At 64.5% G+C, this 17,469-nt stretch carries 13 protein-coding genes and 1 pseudogene; 10 read left to right on the top strand and 4 right to left on the bottom strand.

Annotation, left to right across the window (positions count from 1 at the left end):
- Positions 1-231 precede the first annotated feature (231 nt).
- A pseudogene (locus DPA01S_RS13920) lies at positions 232-1,072 on the top strand (ABC transporter ATP-binding protein).
- A 41-nt stretch (positions 1,073-1,113) separates the two neighbouring features.
- On the opposite strand, the gene DPA01S_RS16460 reads toward DPA01S_RS13920, so the two are convergent.
- Both DPA01S_RS16460 and DPA01S_RS13915 read right to left on the bottom strand, forming a co-directional pair.
- Positions 1,114-1,401, bottom strand: coding sequence for an IS3 family transposase (locus DPA01S_RS16460; protein ID WP_084374796.1), 288 nt, complete (start codon positions 1,399-1,401; stop codon positions 1,114-1,116).
- A gap of 300 nt (positions 1,402-1,701) precedes the next feature.
- On the bottom strand, positions 1,702-3,237 hold the full coding sequence (locus DPA01S_RS13915) for a PucR family transcriptional regulator (protein WP_061917177.1): 1,536 nt from the start codon (positions 3,235-3,237) through the stop codon (positions 1,702-1,704).
- A gap of 52 nt (positions 3,238-3,289) precedes the next feature.
- Between DPA01S_RS13915 and DPA01S_RS13910 the strand changes: the two genes are divergently transcribed.
- From DPA01S_RS13910 to DPA01S_RS13875, 8 genes are all read left to right on the top strand, one after another.
- Positions 3,290-4,285 carry an isopenicillin N synthase family dioxygenase gene (locus DPA01S_RS13910; protein WP_061917175.1) on the top strand — a complete coding sequence of 332 codons (996 nt, stop codon included), beginning with the start codon at positions 3,290-3,292 and terminating at the stop codon, positions 4,283-4,285.
- 186 nt (positions 4,286-4,471) lie between these two features.
- The gene (locus DPA01S_RS13905; protein WP_061917170.1) at positions 4,472-5,464 is read left to right on the top strand and encodes an isopenicillin N synthase family dioxygenase; all 993 of its coding nucleotides are present in this window, start codon (positions 4,472-4,474) and stop codon (positions 5,462-5,464) included.
- The gene (locus tag DPA01S_RS13900) at positions 5,356-5,748 is read left to right on the top strand and encodes a 2Fe-2S iron-sulfur cluster-binding protein (protein WP_369691786.1); all 393 of its coding nucleotides are present in this window, start codon (positions 5,356-5,358) and stop codon (positions 5,746-5,748) included. Before DPA01S_RS13905 ends, DPA01S_RS13900 begins: the two co-directional genes overlap by 109 nt.
- A 64-nt stretch (positions 5,749-5,812) precedes the next feature.
- The gene (locus DPA01S_RS13895) at positions 5,813-6,208 is read left to right on the top strand and encodes a VOC family protein (RefSeq protein ID WP_232303167.1); all 396 of its coding nucleotides are present in this window, start codon (positions 5,813-5,815) and stop codon (positions 6,206-6,208) included.
- Between the two features lie 95 nt (positions 6,209-6,303).
- Positions 6,304-7,698, top strand: a complete 1,395-nt coding sequence (locus DPA01S_RS13890) for a uracil-xanthine permease family protein (RefSeq protein ID WP_084374792.1) — start codon at positions 6,304-6,306, stop codon at positions 7,696-7,698.
- Positions 7,699-7,755: 57 nt separating this feature from the next.
- Complete coding sequence (gene hydA, locus DPA01S_RS13885) at positions 7,756-9,192, top strand: dihydropyrimidinase (RefSeq protein WP_061917158.1); 1,437 nt, start codon at positions 7,756-7,758, stop codon at positions 9,190-9,192.
- A gap of 15 nt (positions 9,193-9,207) precedes the next feature.
- A complete protein-coding gene (locus DPA01S_RS13880; RefSeq protein ID WP_061917155.1) occupies positions 9,208-10,236 on the top strand; it encodes a TIGR03842 family LLM class F420-dependent oxidoreductase in 1,029 nt (342 codons plus the stop codon).
- 25 nt (positions 10,237-10,261) lie between these two features.
- Complete coding sequence (locus tag DPA01S_RS13875; RefSeq protein ID WP_061917183.1) at positions 10,262-12,232, top strand: amidase; 1,971 nt, start codon at positions 10,262-10,264, stop codon at positions 12,230-12,232.
- Positions 12,233-12,403: 171 nt separating this feature from the next.
- Here DPA01S_RS13875 and DPA01S_RS13870 read toward each other — a convergent pair whose 3' ends face one another.
- A complete protein-coding gene (locus DPA01S_RS13870; protein WP_061917152.1) occupies positions 12,404-13,780 on the bottom strand; it encodes an aspartate aminotransferase family protein in 1,377 nt (458 codons plus the stop codon).
- A gap of 26 nt (positions 13,781-13,806) precedes the next feature.
- Positions 13,807-15,333: a CoA-acylating methylmalonate-semialdehyde dehydrogenase gene (locus DPA01S_RS13865; RefSeq protein ID WP_061917179.1), complete on the bottom strand. Its 1,527-nt coding sequence runs from the start codon at positions 15,331-15,333 to the stop codon at positions 13,807-13,809.
- 108 nt (positions 15,334-15,441) lie between these two features.
- Between DPA01S_RS13865 and DPA01S_RS13860 the strand changes: the two genes are divergently transcribed.
- Positions 15,442-17,055, top strand: a complete 1,614-nt coding sequence (locus tag DPA01S_RS13860) for a PucR family transcriptional regulator (protein ID WP_061917147.1) — start codon at positions 15,442-15,444, stop codon at positions 17,053-17,055.
- Positions 17,056-17,469: the final 414 nt, after the last annotated feature.

Raw genomic sequence — 17,469 nt, 5'->3', positions numbered from 1 at the left:
TCCGACCAGTTGCAGCGTCTGGCTGACGCGGTGACCCGCTGAGTGTGCCACCCGAGGACCCCAGCGTCGGAGAGGCACACCGTCGTCTGTTCGAGGCGATCCAGAACGGGCAGTCAGATGCAGCCGCAGGAATCGCGTACGAGTTGATCGAGTCAGTCAAGAAAGCCGTCGGCGCACCCGAGCGCTGACCCCTGGCCGCTGCTACCTGTCGATAGAGGTTTCCCTTTGCACATCACCGCCACGTCAACCGCGGCTTTGGAACTGGAAGGGGTCACTTTCCGTCGCCAGGACAAGGAAATCCTGCACGGGATATCCTTCACCGTCGAACGCGGCGAGCACTGGGTGATGCTCGGGCCAAACGGGGCAGGCAAGAGCACGATCCTCGCCTTCTGCGGTGCGGTCACCTTTCCAACGTCCGGCACCGTGCGGGTCCTGGGTAACCAGCTCGGCCGCGTCGAGCTGCAAGCTCTCCGCTGGCACCATCGGGCACGTCAACCCGCGCCACCCCCTCCGGTCGCCGCTAACCATCACCGACATCGTGCTCACCGGCATCACAGGAACGATCGAAACTCCTATGCGCTGGCGCCCCACAGCCGATGACCTGGCACGGGCACGGGAACTGATCGACCTGCTCGGACTGTCCGGGAAGGCTTCGGAACGGTGGCCCACGCTCTCCCAGGGCGAACGGGGGCGCACCCTCATCGCCCGCGCGCTGGCTCCCGACCCGCAACTGCTTCTCCTGGACGAGCCCTCCACGGGGCTGGACGTTGCGGCACGCGAGCAGCTCCTGGACACCGTTGACATGCTCGCGCATGCCCGCCCCGACCTGACTTCCGTGCTGGTGACCCACCACCTGGAAGAGCTCCCTGCCTCCACCACGCACGCCCTGCTCATCAGTGACGGCCGCACCGTCGCGGCAGGGCCGGCCACCGAGGTACTCACCAGCTGCAACGTGACCCACACCTTCGCCCACCCAATCGAGGTCGGTCACCGCGACGGACGCTGGAGCGCACGCACTCACCGCACCCCGAACAGCCCGGCACCGTTCCGGGCCTCAACAGAGATGACATGAAAAGAGCAGGACATGACCCGCACCTCTGGCGATGGAGCGTGTCAGGCCGCCCCGGCTAGGTCGTCGGGGGCGGGCTCGTGTGCTTCGGCCCATGCGCGGACTGGGGTCCGGTGGCTGACGCTGGAGTGGGGTCTGCGGCGGCTGTAGAAGACCTCGATGTACTCGTCGACGGCGAATCTGGCCCGGGCGCGGGTGCAGAATACCTTCTGGTGGTACATCTCGTTCTCCAGCGTGGCGAAGAACGTCTCCGCGGCCGCGTTGTCCCAGCACCCCGGTGCGCCCCATCGACTGCACGAACCCGTGCTCGGTGCAGTAGGTGACGAAGTCATCGGAGGCGTACTCCGACCCGGGATCGCTATGAAACAGCGCCCCGCTCGCAAGTGCGTCAGATCGCCGGCGACAGCAGCGTCTGTGACGGGCACCCCAGCTCGGCGGTGCGGCAGATGGTGTCGGCGAGCAGGCTGGCGGTGGCGTTCAAAGCGGGTCCTGGGGCGTTCGATGCGAGGCGTGAGAACCTGCATCTTCACACGTCCCAGGCCCCCTTCATCTGCGCCTCACCACGTCACCGGCGACCCCCGGTATGGCACTCCAGAACCGGAAAAGTCGCCAAACGGCGTCGTCCTGACCGTTCACTCCTCGCTGTTGCTGTCCAACGCATACATCATCAAAGCGGTGAACACGGTCAACCGGTTCTTGGGGTCGGCGAGGAAAGGCCCGGTGATGTCCTCGATCCGCGACACCTTGGCGCGCAGCGTGTTCGGATGCACGAACAATCGGCGCGCGGATTCGCTGACGTTGCAGTCGGTGGCCTGCAGTACGCGAAGCACTCGGCGTTGCTCTTGGCCGCCCGCGGTGCTGTCCGCAATAGAACCCAGCGTGGTCGTCACGAACTCCCGGCGGGCGTGCTCCGGCAGTTGATACAGCAGAGCTAGCACTCCCAATTCTGAGTGGCGAGTCAGCCGGTTGATGGCGCCGATACGGCGGCCGACTGCCACCGCACGCCGGGCCTGACGGAACGAGCCTGGGAAGCCGCGTGGTGAGGGCACCGGGTCGCCGGCTCCCACGGCGATTGGCACTTTGACCGTCCGGCAGAGATCGCGCAGGAATACCGACAAGTCGACCTGTCCCGAGATTAGGACGACGCCCAGCCCGTCCTTTACCATGGTCGCTGCGTTCGGGTCCATTCGTGCTGCCACCAGCGCGATCTCGGAACGCAGGCGCCGGAGTCCGGCGAGGTCCACCGGCACGTTGAACAGTTCGATGGCCATCGCCAGCATGTACTGGTCCCCGAACAGATTCAGCCGTTTGCTGCGACGGATGGCTTGCTCCCGAAGAGCCAGATCGTCCCCGAGGATGTCGCGCAGCGTCCGCGAAGCCTCGAGCCGGCGTTCGTCATCCGTCTCGTCGGAGACGCGGGCGTGCACCGCGAGCAATGGGCGAGCTGTCTCGACCAGCTGAAGGCCTGCCTCGTCGAGTTCCCGCTCCGGGTCGATCACCAGTTCCGCACGCCGACTGACCTCAACTGAGATGGCCCGGGGTGCGCGGCCGACTCGGCTGCGCACCCCGGTCAAACGCAGCTCGACCCGGGCGCCGATCGCCTCCCCCAGCACATTGCAGATCGCCACCAGGTCGTCGGCGACCGCGAGCAATCGCGCCGAAAACTCATCGGACCCCGACTCTCGGACATCGGCTGACTCCACCTCGAGGGCGCGCCGCACCTGCTCGATCATCCGCCAGTTGCCCGACCGATCCCAGAGCAGCGCAATGTCCAGCCGGTCTGCCTGATCGATCACAGCACGCGGCGGGTTCACGGTGCGCGCCGGTGTGACGACGACGGCCGCCGGCCGGATGCCACCGAAGGCGCCCGCGAGAATCGGTGCCAGGTCGGGGAGTGGGCCGCCCGGCCGTGCCGAATCCCAACGCAGCACTACGACCCCGGTTGCGGCACGCGTCTCCTCGGCGCGCAGAGGCATCTCGCCGGACTGCAACTCGGCCGTCGTACCGGCATCCACGACGTGGTCGAGCGGCGCGTCGGTGTCGGCCGCCTCGGTGACGATCGATGCACCGACTGCGGCGGCGAGCTCGCAGACGGTCAACCGGCCGCGCCGCGGTGTGGCCGGTTCTGGACCCTCCCCGGACCCCGGTCCCGTCAGGCGGGAGGGCATGCCGACCTCCTCGTTTACTGCGGAATGCGACTGTATGTTGGATAGTAGTCGCATGGTCTACCTTCCGCCGATCGACTTCGCCGCGGTGTGTAGTTCGTCTCCCGACGCCCGCCGCCGTCAGTTCGAGCTACTCGATGTCGCACTGTCGACACTCGGCTACGTGCACCTGCGATCGCACGGAATACCGTCGTCCGAGCTCACCGAGCTGTTCGACGTCACGCGCGAGTTTTTCGAAGCACCCGATTCGGTGCACCGGGCGGTAGCCCAGCCGGCGCCGGAACAGGTACGCGGATTCTCGGGCCTCGGCTCGGAGGGCATTGCCTACTCGCTGGACGAGGAATCTCACGGAGACCTCAAAGAAAAGATGGACATTGGCCCCATCGACACCCCGGTCATCGGCGAGTCGGGCGCCCATGACCTAGCGTTCCCCAATCTGTGGCCGTCGGAAGTAGAGGGCTTCCGACCCGCCTGGGAGACTTACTACCGGCACATGCAGCGCATCGGTACCGGTCTGCTGTCGATGACCGCCGAGGGATTCGGTCTACCCGGCGATCACTTCGATCCGTTGTTCGATCAGGAGATGAGCATGTTGCGGGCGCTGCACTTCCCGCCGCAGGCGACCGACCCGCTTCCCTACCAGCACCGGGCCGGTACCCACACCGACTATGGCGCATTCACCATCGTGTGTGCGGAGTCGACCGCCGGCGGACTGCAGATTTTCGACCGCGAAGGGGAGTGGCTCGACGTCACCACGACACCGGATGACCTCGTCATCTTGGTTGGTGACCTGCTGGCCGAGTGGACGGCCAACCACTGGTCTGCGACCGTTCACCGCACGGCGAATCCGTCGCGTTCGGTGGGGTTTGAGACATCACGCCTGGCGTTCGCCTACTACCAGCATCCCAACCACGATGTGGCCATCACCGAACTGCCTCCGTTCGCCGCCGAGAGGATGCCCGCCCCGCAGCATCTGCTCGCAGGCGAGCACCTCGTGGAGAAGTACGTACGACAGACGACGTTCGGGGGAATGCACAGCGGCTATAGCTGAGGACCGGCGTTACGCGCAGATGTCACGATGTGTCCTGGATATACGGAACCGTTTCGTCGGTATTTCGTCTGTGGCGCCTGCACACTCATCGCGTCGACAATGGGTGCTCTGCCGCCCTACTGCTGAACGGCATCGCCGGACAGAATTGTTCAGGCCAAGCCAGTTCCCGCAGCAGGAGGAGATCCCGTGTCCGTAGTACCCACCATCGACGTGGCCGCTCTCATCGGCGGCGACGAGGACGCCAAGAACGAGGTCGGCCAGGCCTTCGACCGCGCCGGACGCGAGATCGGCTTCTTCCAGGTCGTGAACCACGGTGTGCCCGACGACGTCATCGCCGACATGTACCGCGTGTCAGACGAGTTCTTCGCGCTCGCGGACGAAGAAAAGCGCCGTGTTCAGCAGCCCAGTCCGGAAGCGGTGCGCGGATATTCGTCGGTCGGCGAGCAGGCGTTCTCCTACAGTGAGGACATCGAGCAGCCGCGCGATCTGCACGAGAAATTCGACGCCGGCCCGATAGACGTCGATCGCGATGATCCGTACTTTTCCCCGGAGCGTTCAGGACCGCACTTCCTGGCGAACACCTGGCCGGAGCGTCCGAGCGGCATGGAGGAGGTCTGGACCCGCTACTTCCGGGAGATGAACGACCTGTCCCGCCGGTTGATGAGCGCCTTCGCCCGCGGCCTCGGCCTCGACCCAGAGTACTTCGCCGATACCATCGATCGAGACATCAGCATGCTGCGGGCCATCAACTACCCGCATATGGATGAACCTCCGCTGCCTGGTCAAATGCGTGCAGGTGCCCACACCGACTACGGCAGCCTGACCATCGTCCGGCAGGAGGACGCACCCGGCGGACTCGAGGTCTTCACTCAGGACGGCGATTGGGTCCGCGTACCCGTGATGCCGGGCGCACTCGTGGTCAATATCGGCGACCTCATGGCGCAGTGGACCAACGACCTGTGGATCTCCACTCGCCACCGCGTCCGGCCGCCGCAGCCCGACGTGTCGGGTAACACCCGCCGGATGAGTTTGGTCTTCTTTCACCAGCCCAACTACGACGCGATCATCGAATGCCTGCCCAGTTGTGTTGCCGCCGGAGAGAAGCCGCGCTATGCGCCCATCACGTCGGGCGACCATCTGACGCAGAAGTTCGAGAAGACGATCTCGCTCGCGAGCTGATGGCGGCACCGCACGATGAGCCATTCGAGATCGAGTTGTGCCGCAGTGGTGAGGTGTTGACCGTGCCGGCCGACCGCACCGCCCTGTCGGTGCTGTTCGAGGCCAGGCAGGGACTCGACTCGGATTGCCTGCGCGGAGAGTGCGGGGCCTGCGTACAGACCCTGCTCTCGGGCACGCCCGACCATCGCGACACCGTCTTGTCTCCGCGTGCTAGGGCTGCGGGAAGGCGATTCATCCCATGCGTCAGCCGCGCCTACGGGGGCCGGCTGGTGCTCGATCTCTGAGCCCCGACCACGACAGCGCCGAACACAACGAAGCCGAACGAAGGTACAAATGTCCTCAGTCAGAATGTCATTTGCCAGTGTCATCACCGACGACATTGTCGGACTCAGTGGCTTCTACGCCGACCTACTCGACCTCGACGAGGTCACCGAACTGCGCTCGGACAACTTCCGCGGGTTGCGCCTCGGCGACGTCGTCCTGGGTTTCAGTTCCCCGAAGGCCTACGAGTTGCTGAATCTCGAACCGCCGGCGAGTGTCTCGGGAACTACGCAGTTCCTCACCTTCGAGGTGGAGAGCGAGGCGCAGGTCGAGACCATGACCGATGCAGCAATGGCTGCGGGCGCACAATGCGTCACCCCGCCGGGACGTACGTATTACGGCGCCTGGCAATCGGTTCTTCTCGATCCGAAGGGCAACGCCTTTCGCGTCAACCATCTCGAGCTCGACCGCAGCGCCGTCTGAGCGCTCTTTTCACTCACCACATCACCACCGACGAGGACGTCGGGCGGCTCGCGCGTCACCACCGTCCCGGCATCTCCGGACAAGGAGCAACGACAATGGCAATGTTCAGTTGGCAGCCCACCGACGGGCACGGAGTGGTGGCGCCAAAGCAGCGGCTGCCGTGGCCCGGCACGATCGGAATCGGCCTGCAGCACGTGGTCGCGATGTTCGGTGCGACCTTCCTCGTTCCGGTGCTCACCGGATTCCCGCCGGCCACCACCCTGTTGTTCTCAGGCATCGGCACCATTCTGTTCCTGCTGATCACCCGCAACCAGCTGCCGAGCTACCTCGGCTCGAGCTTCGCGGTCATCGCGCCGGTCACTGCCGCGGTCTCGTCGAACGGGCCGGCCGGTGCGCTCGGAGGCATCGTCATGGTAGGTGTCCTCGTCATGATCGTGGGTGCGATCGTGAACTTCGCCGGAATCGGCTGGATCGAGAAGCTGATGCCGCCCGTGTGCACTGGTGCCATCGTGGCGTTGGTCGGCTTCAACCTGGCGCCCACGGCGAAGGACAACTTCGAGGAGTCACCACTTACCGCCTTTATCGTGCTCGTGCTGCTGGTGGCGTCACTGGTGCTGTTTCGTGGTCTGCTGGGCAGACTGGCCATCTTCCTCGCGGTGGTGATCGGCTACTTCGTGGCGTTTGCCCGTGGCGAGGTGGATACCTCGGCCATCGCCGAAGCCGCGTGGTTCGGGCTGCCCGACTTCACGACCCCCGAGTTCCACTTCTCGCTGTTGCCGATGTTCATTCCAGTTGTGCTGGTGCTGGTGGTGGAGAACATCGGGCACGTCAAGTCGATTAGCGCGATGACCGGTACGAACAACGATCGGCACATGGGCCGTGCGCTGTTCGCCGACGGTTTGGCCACCACGATTGCTGGTAGCGGGGGCGGTACCGCCACCACGACTTACGCCGAGAACATCGGTGTCATGGCGGCAACCAAGGTGTATTCGACCGCGGCTTACTGGGTGGCAGGCCTCGCTGCGGTTCTGCTGGGCCTGTGTCCAAAGGTTGGCGCCGCCATCGCCTCGATCCCGCCCGGTGTACTCGGCGGCGCGACCGTCGCCCTCTACGGACTGGTCGGCATCCTCGGCGTCCACATCTGGGTCCTCAACCGAGTCGACTTCTCGCAGCCCATCAACCAGTTCACCGCGGCGATCGCACTCGTCGTCGGTATCGCCGACTTCACCTGGGCCATCGGCGATCTCAGCTTCGGCGGTATCGCACTCGGCGCTCTCTCCGCACTCGTCGTATACCACGCCATGCGCATCATCGGGACGTGGCGCAAGACAGTCGAACCGCAGCCGGGCCCGGCGGCCATAAGCCACGACGAGACAGAGATATCTCGATCGGCCGTGTCCGAGACGTCGACGACGATCGGTTCCGAGTCGGCCGACGAGCACGCCGAGAAGTCGGCCGATCAGCAGCGGTCGGGGCTCACGACCGGATAACGATCACCACCACCGGTCGGGCACGACTCGACCCGATTAAGAACGGAGGACAAATCCATGGCCACCACCCTCATCAGCGGCGGCACCGTGGTATCGAGCACCGGACGGCAGCTGGTTGACGTGCTCATCGACGGCGAGACGATCGCAGCTCTGGTCGAGCCCGGTACCACGCCGTTCGGCGATGAGCTCGCCGGGCGCGTCGACCGTGTGATCGACGCCACCGGCAAGTACGTCATCCCGGGCGGGGTGGACGCGCACACCCACATGCAGATGCCGTTCGGCGGTACCGAGGCGAGCGACACCTTCGAGACGGGGACTCGCGCCGCCGCGTGGGGTGGCACCACGACGATCGTCGACTTCGCCATCCAGCGGCCCGGGGAGCATGTCGAGGACAGCTTGGCGCACTGGCACGAACTCGCCGCCGGTAACTGCGCCGTGGACTACGGCTTCCACCAGATCATCGGTGGGGTCGACGCCAACTCACTGCGTGCGATGGAGCGGTTGGCCGATGAGGGCGTCACCTCGTACAAGATGTTCATGGCCTATCCCGGGGTGTTCTATGCCGACGACGGCCAGATTGTCCGCGCGATGAGCAAGGCGCGGGACCTCGGGTTATTGACGATGATGCACGCGGAGAACGGTATCGCCATCGATGTGCTCGCCGAGCAACTCGTGGAGCAGGGAAAGACCGCCCCTTACCACCACGGTGTGGCACGCGCCTGGCAGATGGAGGAGGAAGCGACCCACAGGGCGATCATGCTCGCGGACGTGACTGACGTTCCGCTCTACATCGTGCATTTGAGCGCTAAGCAAGCTCTCGACCAGGTCGCCGTCGCCCGCGACAACGGAAAGAACGTGTTTGCCGAGACGTGCCCCCAGTATCTCTATTTGTCGCTGGAGGATCAGTTGGGTGCGGTTTCTGAGAAATGGGGGGAGTTCGAGGGCGCCAAGTGGGTGTGCTCGACCCCGCTGCGGTCCAAGGAAGATGGCCACCTGGATGCGATGTGGAAGGGCCTGCGCACCAACGACCTGCAGATGGTCTCCACCGATCATTGCCCGTTCTGCATGAACGATCAGAAAGAACTGGGTCGAAACGACTTTCGCGACATACCCAATGGCATGGGTTCGATCGAGCACCGAGTCGACCTGCTCTATCAGGGGGTCGTGCAAGGACGCATCTCGTTGTCACGGTGGGTGGAACTGATCGCGACGACCCCGGCCCGCATGTTCGGGATGTACGGCAAGAAGGGTGTCATCCAGCCCGGTGCGGACGCCGACATCGTGATCTACGACCCGAGCGGGCATACCTCCATTGGACTGAAGAAGACCCATCACATGAACATGGACTATTCGGCTTGGGAGGGTTTCGAAGTCGACGGCCACGTGGACTTGACGATGTCGCGCGGCCGGGTTCTGGTCGACAACAACTCATACGTGGGCGACAAGACGCATGGTCGCTTTGTCAAGCGCGGCCTTAGCCAGTACCTGATATAGCGAAAAGGGAAGAACATGGACTTCGGTGTGGTTGTGCAGGTGAATCCGCCCGTGCCGCGCATCGTCGGTCTCGCGAAGCGGGCCGAGGAGCACGGTTTCGACTACTTTTGGACCTATGACTCACATGTGCTGTGGCACGAGCCGTACGTGGTGCATTCGCAGATACTGAGTAATACCAATCGAATCACCGTCGGAACGATGGTCACCAATCCCGCGACGCGTGACTGGACGGTGACGGCATCGACGTTCGCGACGATGAACGCGTGTTTCGGTAATCGAACTATCTGCGGCATTGGACGCGGAGATTCCGCGGTCCGGGTCACCAACGACAAGCCGACGACCCTGAAGTCGTTGCGGTCTGCGGTGCACGTCGTCCGGGAACTGGCGAACTCGCGCAGTGTGGAGATCAACGACGTCGAGATCCGATTCCCGTGGAGTCGAGGCTCCCAACTCGACGTGTGGGTCGCCGCGTACGGTCCGATGGCGCTCAAGCTAGCCGGCGAAGTGGGCGACGGCTATATCCTTCAATGCGCTGATGTGGACATCGCGAAGTGGATGATTCGCACCGTCCGAGATGCCGCAGAAGCCTCTGGTCGTGATCCTGACGACGTCAAGATCTGTGTCGCCGGACCGATGTACGTCACCGACGGAACCCCTGAGTCGAGGGCACACGCGCTTGACCAGTGTCGCTGGTTCGGCGGCATGGTCGGCAACCACGTCGCCGACATCGTCGCGAAGTACGGTGCCGAGAGTGATGTGCCGAAGGCGCTGACCGCATACATCGATGGTCGAACCGGATACGACTACAACGAGCACGGCAAGTCCGGCAACTCGCACGTCGACTTCGTGCCCGACGACATCGTTGAGCGATTCTGCATCATCGGAACCCACGAGGAGCATATCGAGAAACTCCGTCAGTTATCGGAACTGGGCGTCACGCAGTTCGCCGGATATCTCGACCACGACAACAAGGAAGAAACACTGCGCGTGTACGGCGAATCGGTGATACCGGCGATTCGCGACGTCGCCTCCGCCCGATCGTGAGAGTCAATAAGAAAGGCAGAGTGTGGTGAAACGCATCGACGTCGTGGAGATGAGCATCGGCGAACTACTCGACGAGCTCGACGCCGGTCGCGTGACGAGCGTCGATCTCGTGTGCGCCTACCTCAACCGGATCGCATATTACGACCGGACCGGTCAATGCCTCCACGCTATCGCTTTACTCAATCCCGACTGCCTCGAGGACGCCGCTGCATCCGACCGGCGCCGTCGGGCCGGTGAGGCCGGGCGGCTCGAGGGCATCCCGTTCACTGTGAAGGACAGTTACAAGGTGGCGGGAATGACCGTCGCTTCCGGATCCCCGGCCCTGGCCGGTCTCGTCGCGGACGAGGACGCGGCGTCAGTCGAGCAACTCCGGGACGCGGGCGCGGTGCTGCTGGGTAAGACGAACATGCCGCCGATGGCGGCGGGCGGTATCCAACCCGGTGTGTACGACTATGCCCGGAGCCCGTACAACCCGCAGTTCCTGACCGCGGCCTACGGTTCCGGGTCGTCGAACGGTTCAGGGACAGCGACCGCCGCGAGCATGTGCGCCTTCGGCATGGCCGAGGAGACAGTGTCCTCGGGGCGTTCCCCGGCTTCTAACAACAGCTTGGTGGCGTACACGCCGTCGCGGGGCGTGCTCTCGATCCGCGGCAACTGGCCGCTACGTCCCACCTGCGATGTGGTGGTACCCCACACGCGCTCGGTTCCGGACCTGCTGGCGCTGCTCGATGTGTTGGCGGTCCGGGATCCGATTCAGAGCGGCGACTTCTGGCGACAGCAAAGCGTCGTAGACCTTCCCGATCCGGAGGAAGTGTTACAGAAACCGGTGGCGCGGCCGCGACCGGATCGTCTGGACGGCATGCGGATTGGTGTGCCGCGAATGTTCATCGGCAAGGATCCGACTCCCCTCGATCCACCGGTGATCACGCCAGCGGTCCGCCTGCTCTGGGAGCAGGCCGCAGAGGATCTGCGCGGTCTTGGCGCCGAGGTGCAGGAGGTCGACTTTCCGGTCGTGTCGAATTATGAGGAAGATCGGATAGGCGCACGGGGGTTGGCGGCGCGTGGCCTGGTGCCTGACACGTGGCGTGCCCTCGAAGGGGGCACGGTCACCGCGATTGCGCTCGACGAGTTTCTCCGCGAGAACGGGGATTCCGCGCTGCAGAGCTGGGCCGATGTCGACGGCGACACCGTGTTCCCGACCGAGGACGCACCAGTAGCGGTGTGGATCACCCGCGCTCGCGGCGGCTTTGACTGGCAGCGGCTCGCCGAGCTCGTCAAGCAGGGACTGCCGGACAGCTACGACGACGTGCCCGGGATCGACCATCTGCTGCGTGGCCTCGAAAACGCCCGTCGAGTCGACTTCGAAGAATGGATGACCGCTAACGGTCTGGATTTTGTGGTGTTCCCGGCTGCCGGCGATGTCGGCCGCGATGACTTGTTCACCCGGCCGGAGAGTCTGGAGAATGCTACGCGCAACGGCATCGTCTACTCGACCGGGAACCGCGTGATCCGGCATCTCGGAATTCCGACTGTGACGGTACCGATGGGGTTTATGGCCATCAGTCAGATGCCGGTGGGTCTCACCTTTGCCGGCGCGGCCTACAGCGACGATCGGCTGCTGGACTACGCCGGTGCCTACGAGCGGGTGTCCAGTCGCCGCGAACCCGCCTTTCTCACGCCGACGCTGCCGAGCAACCAGATCGACGTTGAGGACGGTTGGCGCGTCGACGTCGAGATGCCGAGCTATTCGGTCACCGTCGAACGCGGCAGCAGTTCGTGGGATGTGCGTGTCGAGTTCGCCGAACAGGCCGCGTCGATCAGCGTTTGGGCCGATGGCCACATCCTGCGGCCGGTCATCGACGAACCAGGCGTCTACCGCGGTGTGGTGTCGCTGGCGCGCGAACGAATTTCCGACGAGATCATGATCGTGGTGAAGGCGGGAAAGGTCTCCGCCGATATGCACTTCCAACCGTTGCCGGCTAGCCCGAACAACTGATGTCTGCAGCCACGGGTCGCAGACCAACCACTATTCGTATGAGGTGAATATGTCATGTCGTCCATAACAGAACTCCCGGCTCCTAGCGATCAGCAAAGGGAGCGAAACCTATCGGCGACCACGGACACGGGGTACGTTCCGCGGAACGCGCCCTGTCCGACTGCCTGAGTATCAGTCGGTGTAGGCATCCGCGACGTCAAGGGCGGCGTCCAGAATCTCGAGCCCGTCCCGCGCCTGGTCATCGCGGACGATGCACGGCGGTACCACGTGGATGCGGTTGAAGTTCGCGAAGGGCAGCAGGCCATTCGACGTGCAGGCCTTGAGTACTGCGGCCATTGCCTCGCTCGAACCACCGTAGGGCGCGAGGGGCTCGCGCGTCTCCCTGTTACGTACGAGTTCGACAGCCCAGAACACGCCCACGCCGCGGACCTCGCCGACACTGGGATGCCGACCCGCGATCTCGCGCAGTCCCGGCCCGATGACCTCCCGCCCGATGCGCTCCGCGTTCTCGACGATGTCCTCGTCGGCCATCGTCGTGATGGTCGCGATCGCCGCTGCGGCGGCTAACGGATGTCCGGAGTAGGTGAGGCCACCCGGATACGGTCGATCATCGAACGTGGCGGCGATCTCAGGACTTATCGCCACGCCGCCGAGCGGCACGTAGCCAGAGTTGACGCCCTTGGCGAAGGTCAGAAGATCAGGCACCACATCGCTGCCTGAGTGTTCGATCGCGAACCACTTTCCGGTACGGCCGAAGCCGGACATCACCTCGTCGGCGATGAACACGATGCCGTAGCGGTCACAGATCTCCCGGACACCGCGCAGATAGCCCGGCGGCGGCACCATGATTCCAGCGGTACCAGGGATGGATTCCAGGATGATCGCGGCGAACTGCGCGGGTCCTTCGAGCCGGATCACCTCGTCCAGATGGGCGAGCGCCCGTTCACATTCCTGTTCTTCGCTGCCCGAGTGGAAATGGGAACGGTAGAGGAACGGACCGAAGAAGTGCACGACGCCGGAGTCGCCATAGTCGTTGGGCCAGCGCCGCGGATCGCCGGTCAGATTTATCGCGGTGTCGGTTCCGCCGTGATAGGAGCGGTAGCGCGACAGCACTTTTCGGCGACCCGTGTGCAGCCTTGCCATGCGCACCGCGTGTTCGACGGCGTCGGCGCCACCATTGGTGAAGAAAATCCGGTTCAGGTCGCCGGGCGTACGCTCGGCGATGAGTCGGGCGGCTTCCGAGCGGGCGTCGTTGACGTGCTGGGGCGCAATGGTGCAAAGCTTGCGCGCCTGCGCGGAAATCGCCTCGACCACCCGCGGGTGTTGGTGGCCGATGTTGGTGTTCACCAGTTGCGACGAGAAGTCGAGTAGGCGGCGGCTGTCTCCGTCCCACAGGTAGCAGCCTTCGGCCGCGGTGACGATCATCGGGTGTAATTCCGCCTGAGCAGACCAGGAATGGAAGACATGCTTGCGATCGAGTTCGTATGCTCGTCGTCCGACCTCTGGGTCGAGGTGCTGGGTGGCCGGTGAGGAAATGTCACTGGTCATGAGTGACCTCCGATCTGGTTGGGGGTTCAAGAGTTCTGCGGGAAGCCGAGGTTCAGCCCGCCATGCGACGGATCGAGCCAGCGGGTGGTGATGGCCTTGCTGCGGGTGAAGAAATGGACGCCTTCGGTGCCGTGGGCGTGCGTGTCGCCGAAAAGTGACGCCTTCCATCCGCCGAAGCTGAAGTAGGCCATCGGGACCGGGATCGGCACGTTGATGCCGACCATGCCGACCTCGACCTCGTTCTGGAATCGTCGTGCCGCGCCGCCGTCGTTGGTGAAGATGGCCGTGCCGTTGCCGTACGGATTGGCGTTCACCAACTCCAGTGCGTCGTCGTAGGTCGCGACGCGCAGCACACCGAGCACCGGGCCGAAGATCTCGTCGGTGTAGACGCTCATGTCGGTGGTGACGTCGTCGAGCACCGTCGGGCCGAGCCAGAACCCCTCGGTCCGATCGCCCGTCGTTTCGCCTCCACCGACGACGACCTCACGGCCGTCGACGACCACCGTGGCGCCGTCGGCTTCACCCGCGTCGACGTAAGACCTCACCCTGTCGCGGTGTGCTGCCGACACCAGTGGTCCCATGTCGGCGTTCGTGGTGCCGTCACCGGTGACGAGGGTGGTGGTGCGCTCGGCGATCTTCGCGACCAGGTCGTCGGCGATGGCGCCGACAACGACGACTGCCGAAATGGCCATGCAGCGTTCACCGGCGGAGCCGAAGCCGGCGTTCACCATCGCGTCGGCAGCAAGGTCGAGGTCGGCGTCGGGCAGCACGATGGCGTGGTTCTTGGCACCGCCGAGCGCCTGGACGCGTTTCCCGGCTGCGGTTCCGGTGGCATACACGTATTGCGCGACAGGTGTGGAGCCGACGAAACTGATCGCCTTGATGGCCCGGTTGGACAGCAGTTCGTCGACGGCGACCTTGTCGCCCTGCAACACGTTGAACACACCATCGGGCAGACCGGCCTCTTTCCAAAGTTCGGCCAGCCACAGGGATGCCGACGGGTCCTTCTCCGACGGTTTGAGCACCACCGTGTTGCCGGCGGCGATGGCGAGGGGGAAGAACCACATCGGGACCATCGCGGGAAAGTTGAACGGCGAGATGATCCCGACCGGACCGAGCGGTTGGAGAACTGAGTGGACGTCGACCTTGGTGGAGGCGTTCTCCACATACCCGCCCTTGAGCAGGTGCGGAAGGCCGCAGGCGAACTCGACGACCTCCTGCCCGCGGGACACCTCGCCCAGCGCATCAGAGAGAACTTTGCCGTGTTCGGCGGTGACGATTGCTGCGAGCTCGTCCTTACGTTCGTTAATCAGCTCGCGAAAGCGGAACATAACTGACGCGCGCTTGGCCAAGGAAGTGTCACGCCACGCCGGGAACGCGGCCGCCGCGGCATCGATGACCACGCGGGCATCCTCGACGTCGGCGAGCACCACTTGCTTGGTCACTGCTCCCGTGGCCGGGTTGGTGATCGGCGCGGTACGGCTACTCGTCCCGGAGAAGTGATTGTTGTCGACCCAGTGCTGGACGGTGCTCTGGCGGGCAGTGCTGGACATGAGGGGCCTCTCCACGACGACGATGTTGCTATCGATCATGCGGCTGCCCTGCGCAACCACGGGCGAGCATTGTGTAACGACTTCGCAGACAGCCTTTACACTGTGTCAATGGCCATGACCGTCCACGACGTCATCCGCCTCCCAGAGGTGCAACGCGGCGAACCCGAGATCGTCTCGTCGTGCCGGTGGAACGAGCCGATCAGGTGGGTGCACGTCGGCGACGTCGCGGATCTGTCGAACCTGCTGCAGGGTGGCGAATTAGTACTGACCACGGGTGCGTCGCTGGTGCGCTCGCCCTCGACCTATCTCAACGGGCTGTCGAGAGCGGGTGCGATCGGCGTGATCGTGGAGTTGGACGGGTCGGGTCCCCCGCTACCGTCGGCTGCGGCCGCCCTCGCCGAAGAGGCCGATCTCGCCCTGGTGGTGCTGCATCGGGAGATTCGGTTCGTGCGGGTGACCGAGGCAGTGCACCGACACATCGTGGCCGAGCAGTTCGACGCCGTCGCTTTCGATCGTCTGGTCCACGAGACGTTCACCGAGCTCAGCATGAAACGCGCCACTGTGCACGCGATCCTGGAGGCCGCCTCAACGATGCTCGATGAGCCGATCGTGCTCGAGGATTTGTCGCATCAGGTGCTCGCGACCGCAACAGCCGGGCTGCCGGTCGCCGCGCTTCTCGACGAGTGGGAGCCGAGGTCACGGCGCAGTCTCCGAGCCAGCCATGATGCGGAGACCTGGGCGACGGTCGTCGTGGGCCCCTACGGGGAGTCGTGGGGGAGACTTATCATACCGCGGCCCCCCGTCCACCGGGAGAGAGCGACCATGGTGTTGGAACGCGCCGCGGTCGCCCTAGCTCTCGATCGTATGTTCGAGCGTGACAGGGCCGGTCTGCAACGGAAGGCCCAGAGCAGTCTCATTGATGACGTGCTCGAGCGCCGACTCACGGACGAGACCGAGGTCGCCGCGCGCGCACACGCGCTCGGGCTGCAAAAGTCGGCAGAATATTATCCGTTCGCCGTGCTAGTCCGTGCACATCCGGGTGAGGACGACCCTGTGGCGACGCAACGAAGAATCGATCGCTATCTTGACGCCGTGTCGCATGCGGTGCGCGCCGGCGGACACAGCGGCCTGTTCATCGTCCGGCGTTCCGGCGAGGTGTGCGGCCTAATGGCGGTCAAACCCGCGCAGGCCGCGATGCCGGAACAGGCGTTGTCGGTCATGGCGGTCACAGTTCGGAAGGCGATCCAACGGATTGATCCCGCCGGTGCTGCCGTGGTCGCCGTCGGTGAACCAGATGCAGCGATCACACACGCGGTGCAGCGCCTTCGCGACGCCTCCCACGTGGCCGATGCCGCGGCGATGATGGGCGCTGACGACCGGCCGTACCACCGAGCTTCCGATGTCCGATTGCGCGGATTGGTCGCGCTGCTGCGTCATGACCCTCGAATGCAATCCTTCGCAGAGACCGAACTGCGCGGCCTCACAATGGACGCTCACGCTGACGCCGCGGATCGGTTGGACCTTCTGCGGTCCTATCTGCGGTCTGGTGGGAACAAGGCCGCGCTGGCCAGCGAGCTGCATATCAGCCGACCGGCGCTGTACAAGCGGATCGCTACGCTCGAGAGCGCGCTGGGCGTCGACCTCTCGGATACGGAGTCTGTGTTGTCGCTCTACGTTGCAGTGCTGATCCATGACGCGCGGGCGCGAACACATGAAAAGTGAACGCGCCCGACGCCGAATGACCGTCTCGCGACTCGACGTCTTATGCCCGTAAGATCGCGATCTCCCCTCGCTCGGCAAACGACAAGAACCGCCCCCCGGCTCGGTCAGTTCGATCGTCAACATGCCGCCACCTTGCCGGAACCAGCGGTCCCTAACAGCCGGAGGCACCCCCCGCGCCGCTTGTGGCAGGACGTCATCCCGGCCCAAGGGTAGGTGTCAGCGGCCCGTTTAGATGCTCCGAGTGAGTTGGCAAGAGAGCTCGCCGGTCCTAAGACACGCATCTGTCGGAAGTGGCGATTGGACATGTGTCGCACTTGGTCGTGCTTCGCGCGACTCGTTGGTGCGACACGTTTGCGAGACGCCCTGACCGGGGTGGAACGTTGATCGGACCGTGCCTAAGTGTGTCGCAGCAGA

Source organism: Dietzia papillomatosis NBRC 105045 (assembly GCF_001570845.1).
GTDB lineage: Bacteria > Actinomycetota > Actinomycetes > Mycobacteriales > Mycobacteriaceae > Dietzia > Dietzia cinnamea.
This window is presented reverse-complemented; position numbering and strand designations above follow the sequence as displayed.

Coding starts and splice junctions, on each gene's coding strand:
- DPA01S_RS16460 (WP_084374796.1), bottom strand. CDS start 1,401: ATGACTTCGTCACCTACTGCACCGAGCACGGGTTCGTGCAGTCGATGG.
- DPA01S_RS13915 (WP_061917177.1), bottom strand. CDS start 3,237: ATGCCCTCCCGCCTGACGGGACCGGGGTCCGGGGAGGGTCCAGAACCG.
- DPA01S_RS13910 (WP_061917175.1), top strand. CDS start 3,290: ATGGTCTACCTTCCGCCGATCGACTTCGCCGCGGTGTGTAGTTCGTCT.
- DPA01S_RS13900 (WP_369691786.1), top strand. CDS start 5,356: ATGCCTGCCCAGTTGTGTTGCCGCCGGAGAGAAGCCGCGCTATGCGCC.
- DPA01S_RS13895 (WP_232303167.1), top strand. CDS start 5,813: ATGTCATTTGCCAGTGTCATCACCGACGACATTGTCGGACTCAGTGGC.
- DPA01S_RS13890 (WP_084374792.1), top strand. CDS start 6,304: ATGGCAATGTTCAGTTGGCAGCCCACCGACGGGCACGGAGTGGTGGCG.
- hydA (WP_061917158.1), top strand. CDS start 7,756: ATGGCCACCACCCTCATCAGCGGCGGCACCGTGGTATCGAGCACCGGA.
- DPA01S_RS13880 (WP_061917155.1), top strand. CDS start 9,208: ATGGACTTCGGTGTGGTTGTGCAGGTGAATCCGCCCGTGCCGCGCATC.
- DPA01S_RS13870 (WP_061917152.1), bottom strand. CDS start 13,780: ATGACCAGTGACATTTCCTCACCGGCCACCCAGCACCTCGACCCAGAG.
- DPA01S_RS13865 (WP_061917179.1), bottom strand. CDS start 15,333: ATGTCCAGCACTGCCCGCCAGAGCACCGTCCAGCACTGGGTCGACAAC.
- DPA01S_RS13860 (WP_061917147.1), top strand. CDS start 15,442: ATGGCCATGACCGTCCACGACGTCATCCGCCTCCCAGAGGTGCAACGC.